This is a genomic window from Streptococcus sp. HMSC065H07 (assembly GCF_001837325.1).
Lineage (GTDB): Bacteria > Bacillota > Bacilli > Lactobacillales > Streptococcaceae > Streptococcus > Streptococcus salivarius_H.
The window spans coordinates 36,980-47,041 of record NZ_KV832014.1 but is presented as its reverse complement, the minus strand read 5'-3'; the positions used below and the strand labels follow the sequence as shown (position 1 = coordinate 47,041).

At 38.0% G+C, this 10,062-nt stretch carries 11 protein-coding genes; 2 read left to right on the top strand and 9 right to left on the bottom strand.

What is annotated here, in order from left to right; genetic code table 11:
• Nucleotides 1-253 precede the first annotated feature (253 nt).
• The 3 genes from hpf to HMPREF2637_RS01130 form a co-directional block, all read right to left on the bottom strand.
• Nucleotides 254-802 carry a ribosome hibernation-promoting factor, HPF/YfiA family gene (gene hpf / locus HMPREF2637_RS01140; RefSeq protein ID WP_002883786.1) on the bottom strand — a complete coding sequence of 183 codons (549 nt, stop codon included), beginning with the start codon at nucleotides 800-802 and terminating at the stop codon, nucleotides 254-256.
• A gap of 78 nt (nucleotides 803-880) precedes the next feature.
• The gene (locus HMPREF2637_RS01135) at nucleotides 881-1,543 is read right to left on the bottom strand and encodes a ComF family protein (RefSeq protein WP_064524565.1); all 663 of its coding nucleotides are present in this window, start codon (nucleotides 1,541-1,543) and stop codon (nucleotides 881-883) included.
• Nucleotides 1,524-2,843 carry an ATP-dependent helicase ComFA gene (locus tag HMPREF2637_RS01130; protein WP_064524563.1) on the bottom strand — a complete coding sequence of 440 codons (1,320 nt, stop codon included), beginning with the start codon at nucleotides 2,841-2,843 and terminating at the stop codon, nucleotides 1,524-1,526. Before HMPREF2637_RS01130 ends, HMPREF2637_RS01135 begins: the two co-directional genes overlap by 20 nt.
• 54 nt (nucleotides 2,844-2,897) lie before the next feature.
• Between HMPREF2637_RS01130 and HMPREF2637_RS01125 the strand changes: the two genes are divergently transcribed.
• On the top strand, nucleotides 2,898-3,524 hold the full coding sequence (locus HMPREF2637_RS01125) for a YigZ family protein (RefSeq protein ID WP_064524561.1): 627 nt from the start codon (nucleotides 2,898-2,900) through the stop codon (nucleotides 3,522-3,524).
• A gap of 101 nt (nucleotides 3,525-3,625) precedes the next feature.
• The gene (gene cysK / locus HMPREF2637_RS01120) at nucleotides 3,626-4,552 is read left to right on the top strand and encodes a cysteine synthase A (RefSeq protein ID WP_002883742.1); all 927 of its coding nucleotides are present in this window, start codon (nucleotides 3,626-3,628) and stop codon (nucleotides 4,550-4,552) included.
• 179 nt (nucleotides 4,553-4,731) lie between these two features.
• Here the strand turns inward: cysK and HMPREF2637_RS01115 are convergent, their stop codons facing one another.
• The 6 genes from HMPREF2637_RS01115 to HMPREF2637_RS01090 all read right to left on the bottom strand — a co-directional run bounded on the left by HMPREF2637_RS01115 (nucleotide 4,732) and on the right by HMPREF2637_RS01090 (nucleotide 10,060).
• Nucleotides 4,732-5,391, bottom strand: coding sequence for a CBS and ACT domain-containing protein (locus HMPREF2637_RS01115; RefSeq protein ID WP_064524560.1), 660 nt, complete (start codon nucleotides 5,389-5,391; stop codon nucleotides 4,732-4,734).
• Between the two features lie 134 nt (nucleotides 5,392-5,525).
• Complete coding sequence (locus HMPREF2637_RS01110) at nucleotides 5,526-6,236, bottom strand: ABC transporter ATP-binding protein (RefSeq protein ID WP_002883761.1); 711 nt, start codon at nucleotides 6,234-6,236, stop codon at nucleotides 5,526-5,528.
• Nucleotides 6,236-7,000 carry an ABC transporter ATP-binding protein gene (locus HMPREF2637_RS01105; protein WP_002883723.1) on the bottom strand — a complete coding sequence of 255 codons (765 nt, stop codon included), beginning with the start codon at nucleotides 6,998-7,000 and terminating at the stop codon, nucleotides 6,236-6,238. The genes HMPREF2637_RS01110 and HMPREF2637_RS01105 overlap by 1 nt, the downstream gene beginning before the upstream one ends.
• A 2-nt stretch (nucleotides 7,001-7,002) precedes the next feature.
• Nucleotides 7,003-7,953, bottom strand: a complete 951-nt coding sequence (locus HMPREF2637_RS01100) for a branched-chain amino acid ABC transporter permease (RefSeq protein ID WP_037600371.1) — start codon at nucleotides 7,951-7,953, stop codon at nucleotides 7,003-7,005.
• A 3-nt stretch (nucleotides 7,954-7,956) separates the two neighbouring features.
• Nucleotides 7,957-8,841 carry a branched-chain amino acid ABC transporter permease gene (locus HMPREF2637_RS01095; RefSeq protein ID WP_002883743.1) on the bottom strand — a complete coding sequence of 295 codons (885 nt, stop codon included), beginning with the start codon at nucleotides 8,839-8,841 and terminating at the stop codon, nucleotides 7,957-7,959.
• Nucleotides 8,842-8,884: 43 nt separating this feature from the next.
• On the bottom strand, nucleotides 8,885-10,060 hold the full coding sequence (locus HMPREF2637_RS01090; protein WP_070838925.1) for an ABC transporter substrate-binding protein: 1,176 nt from the start codon (nucleotides 10,058-10,060) through the stop codon (nucleotides 8,885-8,887).
• Between the last annotated feature and the right edge of the window lie 2 nt (nucleotides 10,061-10,062).

Sequence of the window (10,062 nt, the reverse complement as noted above, 5' to 3'; positions counted from 1 at the left end):
AACACTTTTTTTGAAGTTTTTTTACTTCTCGTGTTGGCCGCCCCTTCCGAAACAGCTTCGAAACAGCTTATTTATAATATCATCTCTGACTTATCTTGTCAATAACTTTTTTAAAGTTTTGGAACCTTTTCAAGTTTGTGGCAAGTCAGTTAAGACAACTTTTATATCTTAACACCCAAATAAATGCTTGTCAATAGGGTTTTTCAAAAAATAAAGGAAGCATGTCTCTCAACCTACTTCCCTTCTTTTTTAATTATTTAGCTTCAATCAAACCGTAGTTACCGTCTTCTCGTTTGTAAAGAACATTAGTTGTATGATCCTCGCTATCAGTATAGATAAAGAAGTCATGACCCAACAATTCCATTTGAAGGATAGCTTCTTCAACATCCATTGGTTTCAACTCAATGTTTTTAGTTCTTACAACTTCAACAGCTGGTGCTTCTTCAACTTGTTCGTTATTAAAATCAGCTGAGAATACTTCTCCTGTTGGAACTTTTTCACGATGCTTACGTGCAATTTTTGTTTTGTTTTTACGGATTTGTCTTTCAATCTTATCAACCACTAGGTCAATAGAACCATACATATCTTGCGAAACATCTTCTGCTCTTAGTGTTACAGAACCTGTTGGAATAGTAACCTCTACTTTAGCTGTCTTTTCGCGATAAACCTTAAGATTTACACGTGCATTCAATTCTTGGTCTTCGTTGAAGTATTTTTCAACTTTGCTAAGTTTACTTTCAACATAGTCACGAAGTGCTTCAGTTACTTCGATGTTTTCGCCACGGATACTATATTTAATCATAAAAGACCTCTTTCTCGCTTGTTAGCGTTTTCTTTATCTTTATTATATCCTTTTCATGAAAATTTGCAAGGATTTTTATTATCTAGCTAGTGAAAAGGTCAAAACTTCTTTAATACCTATACCTTCTAATAGTTGGACCATCTGATATAAAGTGGATCCTGTTGTATAGATATCATCCACTATAATAATCTTATCTGGTACATCTATACCTTTCTTGAGACAGAAGGCATTATCTTGACTTAAACGCTCCTCACGTGTTTTCGATGATTGCTTCTCAATATCTCTTTTCTCAAAGATATCCTGATAGGGAATTCCCTCTATTAATCCCTCAACTTGGTTGAATCCTCTTTCTACCAGGCGTTCTTCTGATAATGGGACTGGCACTATGGCGTAACCTTTTTTAAAAAATGGTTTTAAGTTATTTCTTATATCTTTTTGAAATATTTTTCTAAGACAATAGTCTCCCATAAATTTATAGCGACTAAAATACTCTTTCATATTTTCCTCATATCGATAAATAGCAAGGTGCTTAGGAATATAGCCTTTTTTCATCCAAAGTTTACAATCAATACAAGCATCTCCATATAACTCTTTATTACAATTTTGACATCTTTCTTTTGAGAGGTTTTTAAACTGATGTTTACAAGATCGGCAAGAGTACTCTTTTCTTTGGTTAAACATAATGAGGTCTCTTAATTTTGGTAGTGATTCAATCCAATCATTACATAGCAGACACTTCATTGTTAAATCCTCCTTTTTTATTCATAACCTTTATCTCTTCTCGACACCGAAGCATTGATTTGGAGAGTCCTTCATGAAAGAAATAAAGCTTTCCTGTCGGTCTATCTGGTGATCTTCCAACTCGACCTCCAATCTGAATAAGACTCGAACTAGTGTATAAGTGATGATTTGCCATACAAACAAAAACATCTACTTGTGGAAAGGTTACACCACGTTCGAGAATAGTTGTTGTAACTAAGATAGACAGTTCTTTTTCTCGGAACTTCTCTACGATAGTTGAACGCTCCTCACTTTTTGAGGAAACAAAGGCCATTTTTTCATCTGGAAGATATTTTTGTAGAATACTTGTAAACTTTTCACCTATCGCTATATTTGGAAAGAAGATTAATAGAGGAAATTTTGATTTACGTTGCTTTTTAATCTGATAAAGAAGAGGTCTTGGAAGCTTACCTCTTGTCAGAGATTTTTGTAATCTGCCCTGCCAGAAGAATTTAGGAAGTACTAAAGGATTTCCATGGAAACGTCTAGCAAGGTGATGCTTTTCTAAAGTCCCAAGTCGAACTTGCTCTTCTAAAGATAATGTTGAAGTCGCTGTTAAGTAAATAAATCGACCTGTTTCGGTCTTCGCCTGTTCTACAGCATGATTTAACATGACATTTCCTACAAAAGGATATGCGTCTACTTCATCTACAATAACTAAGTCAAAACTCTGGTAAAACTTTAGTAGTTGATGTGTGGTAGCTATTACAAGCGGACTACCATCATATGGTTCACTCTCAGCATGAAGCAGGGAAATACTACAAGTAAAATCCCTCTTCATACGTAGAAATAATTCTCGACAAACATCAACCCTAGGACTTGCGATAGCTACATGACCTTTATTTTCCAGAACATAGGCAACGATGTTATAAATCATTTCTGTCTTACCAGCACCGGTCACAGCATGTACGAGACTATCTTTCTGTTTTTGATAAGTTCTCAAAAGTTTCTCTGAGACCTTAGCTTGATAGGGAGTTAGTTCTCCAAACCACTTCAAAACAGGAAATTCAATTTCTGATGTTTTGGAAGGAAAATAATAAAGTTCTTTTCCTTCTTGGTTTCTACCAAAGACAATACATGCTCTACAATAATACTGACCTCCCGGTAATTGCCAATCTTCCTCTATCCGACTGTAACATCTTTTACATCTAAGTTGTTTATCGACCTTTATCATACTTTCTAATGTTAAAGCCTCTGGGTGATAGTTCACTGGCAACTGCTCTTTCGTAAATAGTCGTCCATAATATTCTTTAGGTACCATATCTTTCTATTCGAAAATATGTTTGAATTCATCTTTTTATGATAAAATTTTTTTATGGATTACAAAACTATTGCCAACGATGGAATCGTTGAAGAAGAAATAAAAAAATCTCGTTTTATTTGTCACTTGAAACGTATCAGCCGTGAGGAAGAAGGAAGAGAATATATCGCTCAGATTAAGAAACAGCATCACAAGGCCAATCACTCTTGCTCTGCAATGATTGTCGGAGATGATGGTCAAATTAAGCGTTCAAGTGATGATGGCGAACCTTCTGGAACAGCTGGGGTACCTATGCTTACTGTTCTAGAAAAACAAGGACTTACTAATATCGTAGCAGTTGTGACTCGTTATTTTGGAGGAATCAAGCTTGGGGCAGGTGGTCTTATCCGAGCTTACTCTGGTAGCGTTGCCCATGCTATTGAAGAGATTGGCCGAGTTGAAGTCAAGGAATTAACAGGACTAACCGTAGAGTTAACCTACTCTCAATACCAAGTCTTCTCCAACTTCCTTGAAAAAGAAGGACTACAAGAATTTGATACAACTTTCTTATCAGATGTTTCTACTACTTTATTTGTCGAAGAGTCTGATATTGAAAGACTTGGTCAAGAACTAACTGAGTTCTATCAAGGGAAAGTTAATTATGAAAAATCTGGAAAGAAAATCGTTGAAATTCCTATCTGATAGTTAAACGTTATCACAGTGATAAAGAAGATGTATTTTACAAGTTGAGCCTACCGTCGTATACTTAAAACCATCAATCAAAGATTAAGAGGATTTTAAATATGACAATTTACAACTCAATCACTGAACTTGTTGGAAAAACACCTGTTATTAAACTTAATTCTATTGTTCCAGAAGGATCAGCAGATGTTTACGTTAAACTCGAAGCATTCAACCCTGGTTCTTCAGTAAAAGACCGTATTGCTCTTCGTATGATTGAAGATGCTGAAAAAGCTGGTACGATTAAACCTGGTGATACCATTGTTGAACCAACTTCAGGTAACACTGGTATCGGTCTCGCTTGGGTTGGGGCTGCTAAGGGCTATAAAGTTGTTATCGTAATGCCTGACACAATGAGTGTTGAACGTCGTAAAATCATCCAAGCTTATGGAGCTGAACTTGTATTGACTCCTGGTAGCGAAGGAATGAAGGGTGCGATTGCTAAGGCTAAAGAAGTTGCTGCTGAACGCAATGGTTGGGTGCCACTTCAATTTGCTAACCCATCAAACCCAGCTGTTCACGCGGCTACAACTGGTCAAGAAATTCTTGAAGATTTTGGTGCAGAAGGTTTGGATGCTTTTGTTGCTGGTATCGGTACTGGTGGTACTATTTCAGGTGTTTCAAAAACCCTTAAGGCTGCTAATCCAAATATCAAGGTTTATGGTATTGAAGCTGATGAATCTGCCGTCTTGAACGGTGATAAACCAGGACCACACAAAATCCAAGGTATTTCAACCGGTTTCATTCCTGACACATTGGATACAAAATCATATGACAGTGTTGTCCGTATTCCTTCTGATGAAGCTATCGCAACATCACGTACATTGGGTAGCCAAGAAGGTTTCCTAGCTGGTATCTCATCAGGTGCTGCTATTGCTGCCGCCCTTAAGGTTGCTGCTGAACTTGGCGAAGGTAAAAAAGTCTTGACACTCTTGCCTGACAATGGTGAGCGCTACCTCTCTACAACACTTTACGATTTTCAAGACTAATAAAAAAGAAGCTGGAGCATAATGCTCTAGCCTCTTTTTATTGTATAAAGTTAAGCCTGTAGTTCATTAATTACTAGAAAAAGTAAGGATTTTAATCTCATTTCCACTGAACTGTTTCTACAAACTTTCTATTTTTAGGGTAACTAAAGTTAAGAATTTATTTTGTTTTATCCTTTTTATTAGTCTAACTCTTTTGCTTCTGTTTCTGCAATTTCAGTAACTGTAAATCCTGCTTCTACAAAAACCTTCTTGAGTTGGTCAATTCCAATCTCTCCTTCAACTTGGAGTTCGACACGAAGTACAGTGTCATTTTTAGGTGCAACAATTGTACGTTCGATGTTGAGATTCTCACTAGCGATAAGGTTAGCAATTTTTTCCAAAACACGTGGAGTATCTGGAACTTCCAACCCAATACGAATTCCCGCTTGACCATAACCAGAAATTTCCAAGAAAGCACGAAAGACATCTTTATCTGTGATAATTCCTGAAATTTGGTCATTGTCCACAACTGGAAGCACTCCAATCTTATTTTGAAGCATGATATAGATTGCATCCTCAAGGCTAGCATATTTGGAAACAGTAAGGACATTCTTAATCATGATATCTCCTACTTTTGTCTTATTAAGGAGATAGTTCATTTCATAAATTGATAAGCTTGTTGCTTTTGATGGTGAGGCCTCCGCCATTGTACCTTCTGTAATAAGCCCAACAAGTTTATCGTGTTCAATTACTGGCAAACGGCGCAAACCTTTCTCACGCATAATATCTGCAGCTGCTGCAACTGTTGTTTCTGGTGAGACATAAACTACACGTTTCGTCATAAAATCTTTTACTGCCATGTTTCATTTTCCTCCGAATGATTTCTTACTTGTATTATACCACACTAAGTGAAACCGATTGCAATATTTTACTGAAAAATTAGTATTTTACAATCAGCATAAGACGATAGAAAAACGCCCTTGGGCGCTTTTTCTTATCCTCCAAGATAGGCTTTACGAACTTCATCTGATGCAAGAAGTTCTTCACCAGTACCTGAAAGAACCACTTTACCAGTTTCAAGAACATAACCACGATCCGCAATTGACAAAGCCTTATTGGCATTTTGCTCGATCAAAAGAACGGTAGTCCCTTGTGCCTTAATATCTTCGATAATATCAAAAATTTCTTGAATAAAGATTGGAGCAAGTCCCATTGAAGGTTCATCCAAAAGCAAAAGTTTTGGACGGCTCATAAGGGCACGACCCATTGCAAGCATTTGTTGCTCACCACCAGAAAGTGTCGCTGCATCTTGATTCTTACGTTCTTCTAGACGTGGGAAACGTTGGAAGACTTTTTTCAAGAGAGCTGCGTTCTCTTCTTTATTTGTATGAAGGAAAGCTCCCATTTCAAGATTTTCCATTACGGTTAATCCTGCAAATACATGACGTCCCTCAGGTACTTGAGCCAAACCTTCGGCAACAATCTTACGTGCTGGTGTTTTGTGGATGTCGTTTCCAAGATAAGAAATGGTTCCCTCAGTTGGACGAACAAGACCTGAGATGGTACGAAGAATTGATGTCTTACCTGCACCGTTAGCTCCGATAAGAGTTACGACTTCACCTTCATTAACTTCAAAGCTGACGTTTTTTACAGCTTCGATCGATCCATATTTAATTGAGAGATTTTCAACTTTCAACATTGCCATTATGCTTCACCTCCCAAGTAAGCTTCAATAACGCGTTTGTTATTCTTAATTTCATCAGGTGTTCCTTCGGCAATCAAGCGTCCATATTCCAAAACATAAATACGCTCAGTAACATCCATGACCAAACTCATATCGTGCTCAATCAAGATGATGGTAATTCCGAAGTCTTTTTGAATTTGACGAATATGAGCAGTTAATTCAGCTGTTTCTTGTGGGTTCATACCCGCAGCTGGTTCATCAAGGAAAAGAATTTTTGGTTCTGTTGCAAGTGCACGAACAATTTCCAAATGACGTTGTTGTCCGTAAGCCAAGTTTTTCGCAAGTGTATCTGCCTCACCATCCAAGTTGAAGATAGCCAAGAGTTTCATAGCTTTTGCTTTTAACTCTTCTTCACTTGAATAGTACTTAGGCAAACGCAAAAGAGATGCAAAGAAATTTGAAGGTTGCTTATTTGATAAACCAACAAGAACGTTTTCAAGTACAGTCATGTCTTTGAAAAGACGGATATTTTGGAAAGTACGTGACAAACCGAGTGAAGCGATTTTATAAGGTGCTTTACCGTTTAGGACTGTACCATCAAGTGTAACAGTCCCTTCACTTGGCTCATAGACACCTGTCAAAAGGTTAAACAAGGTTGTTTTACCAGCACCATTTGGTCCGATAAGCCCAACCAACTCACCTTCATTGAGTTCCATTGAAACATCACCAACGGCAGTCAAACCACCGAAATTTTTAGTCAGATTTTTAACTTCAAGAAGTGCCATTTTTATTTGCCCTCCTTAGATTTATTGAAGAATTTTGAGAGATAGAGTTCTTTTGTTCCAAGAAGTCCACCTGGACGGAAGAGCATTACAAGAATCAAAGCCAAGGCGTAAATAATCATACGAAGGTTTGAAACATTTTGTAGGAACATGTTGATAATACCAAGAACAACAGCGGCAATGATAGTACCTGTGATAGATCCAAGACCACCAAGAACGGCAATGATAAGGTAATCAATTGATTTCATGATGGTGAAGTCTTTTGGCACGACTGTACCGATGTAGCTGACATAAAGTGAGCCAGCAATCGCTGAAATCATGGCACCGATAACAAAGATAAGAACCTTCATTTTTGTGACATTAACACCCATTGACTCAGCAGCAATTTCATCTTCACGAAGAGTGATTGCTTGACGTCCAGTTGCTGAACGTAAGAAATTAAGCACCAAAATGGTAATGATTACCACAAAGAAATAAATTACAGGCCAACTAGTATAGGGAAGGATACCTGTCAAACCAGCGGCACCATTGGTCAATTCACCACCATTAACGATAATGATACGGATGATTTCAGCCATACCAAGAGTTGCAATGGCAAGGTAGTCACCTTTCAAACGAAGGGTAGGTAGACCAAAGATAAGGGCAACAATAGCTGCGATGATGACACCGACAACCATTGAGAGGTAGAAACCGTCATATGTTGGCATCATACCAGTGATGATAGCTGATGAATAGGCACCAATTGCCATGAAACCAGCTTGCCCAAGTGTAAATTGCCCTGAGAAACCAAGAACCAAGTTAGTACCAAGTCCCATAAGGATTGAGATTCCAATCCCCATTAAGATTTGGATATAGTAAAGGTTCATGATACCTGAAAGTTCAAGAGCTTTCAAAACAAGGAAGAGCCCAATGATAAGACCAAACCAAATAAGGTTTACTTTTAGATTTTTCTTCATGTCTTACACCTTCTCTTTCACATTTTTACCGAGGATACCCGCTGGGCGAACCAAAAGGATAACAATCAAGACACCATAAACGATGGCATCACGGTAACTTGACAAACCAATTGCAGTTGATAATGTCTCCAAAATACCGATAACAAATCCACCAAGTGCTGCACCAGGGATAATACCGATACCACCAAGAACAGCGGCAACAAAGGCTTTAATACCTGGCGTCATACCCATAAGAGGTTCGATAGAGTTATAGTAAAGACCAATAAGGACACCTGCTGCCCCTGCTAGTGATGATCCAAGAGCAAAAGTGAAGCTGATAGTGTTATTAACATTAATACCCATCAATTCAGCGGCATCACTGTCTACAGATACGGCACGCATAGCTTTACCCATCTTAGTCTTTTTAACAATCAATTGAAGAGCAACCATAAGGACAAGGGCAACTACCAAGATAAGCAATTGCACATTTGTTACAGAGATTGATCCAAGATGATAAGTCTTAATCGCAATCTTTTGAGGGAATGAACGTGTATCTGCACCTACAAAGAGAACCATGATGTACTCAAGGAAGAATGAGACACCGATAGCCGTAATCAAGGCAGAAATACGTGTCGAATTACGGAGTGGGCGATAAGCCAAGAACTCAATGACAACCCCTAAAATCGCACAGACAAGCATAGCAAAGACAAGGGCAACCCAGAAATTCATTCCAAGGCTATTAATCGCATAGTAACCAACGAAGGCACCCATCATATAGATGTCTCCATGGGCGAAGTTAATCAATTTGATAATCCCATAAACCATGGTATATCCAAGGGCAAGTAGGGCATAGATACTACCCAAGATGATACCATTGACTAGTTGTTGGGGAAGTTGTTCAAAAAACATATATAACCAAACTTTCTAGTTCATTTTCAATATTGATAACAGATTATTTTTCAATTTCAACGGCTTCCGCTGAAACTTCTTCACCATTATCTCTTTTAACCATAAGAGCTGCTTTAATAGGGTTATGATCCTTATCAATCGTCATTTTACCTGTAACCCCGACAAAGTTTTTCAAATGTGCTAAGTTATCAGCAATATCAACTGATGTTTTCGCATCTTTAGATGCTTCTGCAATCATATAAACTGAATCGTACGCTAGAGCAGCAAACATATTTGGTTCAGTTTTGTAAGCTTTTTTATATGCTTCGATGAATCCTGATGCTTTGTCAGAAAGAGAAACATTTGTTGAATACCCTGATACATAGTAGACGTTTGAAGCATTCTTTTTACCTGCAAGCTCAGTAAATTTCGCATCACTGAATCCGTCAGGTCCTAGAATTGGTTTATCAATTCCAAGGTCACGTGCTTGTTTAGTGATAATACCAGTCTCAGTATAGTAACCAGGCATTACAATCGCATCATAATCAAGGTCTTTAAATTTAGTCAAAGCTGACTGATAGTCCTTGTCACCTGAAGCAAAGGTAGCTTCAGTAACGATTTGACCTTTATATTCACGCTTGAATTCATCCGCAATCCCCTTAGCATAATCCGAAGCATTATCATAGTAGAGAACTACTTTCTTAGCATTCAAATTATTGTAAGAATAAGTTGCCAAAACTTTACCTTGGTAGCTATCTTTAAAGGTTGTACGGAAAACAAATTTCTTAGCTCCGTTAGCATCTACCGTAAGGTCATCCTGAGTACCAGAAGGTGTCAACAAAGGAACCCCTGTTTTTTGTGATACGAGGCTAGCCGCAGCGACAGCACCTGATGTCGCTGGACCAACGATAGCATTTACATTACTCTGAATAGCCAAGTTCGTTGAAGAGGTTGAAGCTTCAGCGTTTTCAGATTTATTATCTTTTGTGACAAGCTCAAGTTTTTTGCCATCGACGCCACCAGCTTTGTTAATTTCATCAACAGCCAACTTAATACCATTTTGCTCTGCCTTACCATAGGCTGCAACGGCACCTGTCAACTCCATATTAACACCAATTTTGATGGTATCGCCAATCTTAGTACCATTGGCATTAGCAGTCACATCTGGTGACTTGCCACAGGCAACCAAGAAAATGGAAGCAAAAAAGGCTAACACAATAAGTGTGATCTTTTTAGACATAA

Excerpts from the sequence above, each read along its gene's own strand:
- hpf (WP_002883786.1), bottom strand. The coding sequence starts at position 802 with ATGATTAAATATAGTATCCGTGGCGAAAACATCGAAGTAACTGAAGCA.
- HMPREF2637_RS01135 (WP_064524565.1), bottom strand. The coding sequence starts at position 1,543 with ATGAAGTGTCTGCTATGTAATGATTGGATTGAATCACTACCAAAATTA.
- HMPREF2637_RS01130 (WP_064524563.1), bottom strand. The coding sequence starts at position 2,843 with ATGGTACCTAAAGAATATTATGGACGACTATTTACGAAAGAGCAGTTG.
- HMPREF2637_RS01125 (WP_064524561.1), top strand. The coding sequence starts at position 2,898 with ATGGATTACAAAACTATTGCCAACGATGGAATCGTTGAAGAAGAAATA.
- cysK (WP_002883742.1), top strand. The coding sequence starts at position 3,626 with ATGACAATTTACAACTCAATCACTGAACTTGTTGGAAAAACACCTGTT.
- HMPREF2637_RS01115 (WP_064524560.1), bottom strand. The coding sequence starts at position 5,391 with ATGGCAGTAAAAGATTTTATGACGAAACGTGTAGTTTATGTCTCACCA.
- HMPREF2637_RS01110 (WP_002883761.1), bottom strand. The coding sequence starts at position 6,236 with ATGGCAATGTTGAAAGTTGAAAATCTCTCAATTAAATATGGATCGATC.
- HMPREF2637_RS01105 (WP_002883723.1), bottom strand. The coding sequence starts at position 7,000 with ATGGCACTTCTTGAAGTTAAAAATCTGACTAAAAATTTCGGTGGTTTG.
- HMPREF2637_RS01100 (WP_037600371.1), bottom strand. The coding sequence starts at position 7,953 with ATGAAGAAAAATCTAAAAGTAAACCTTATTTGGTTTGGTCTTATCATT.
- HMPREF2637_RS01095 (WP_002883743.1), bottom strand. The coding sequence starts at position 8,841 with ATGTTTTTTGAACAACTTCCCCAACAACTAGTCAATGGTATCATCTTG.
- HMPREF2637_RS01090 (WP_070838925.1), bottom strand. The coding sequence starts at position 10,060 with ATGTCTAAAAAGATCACACTTATTGTGTTAGCCTTTTTTGCTTCCATT.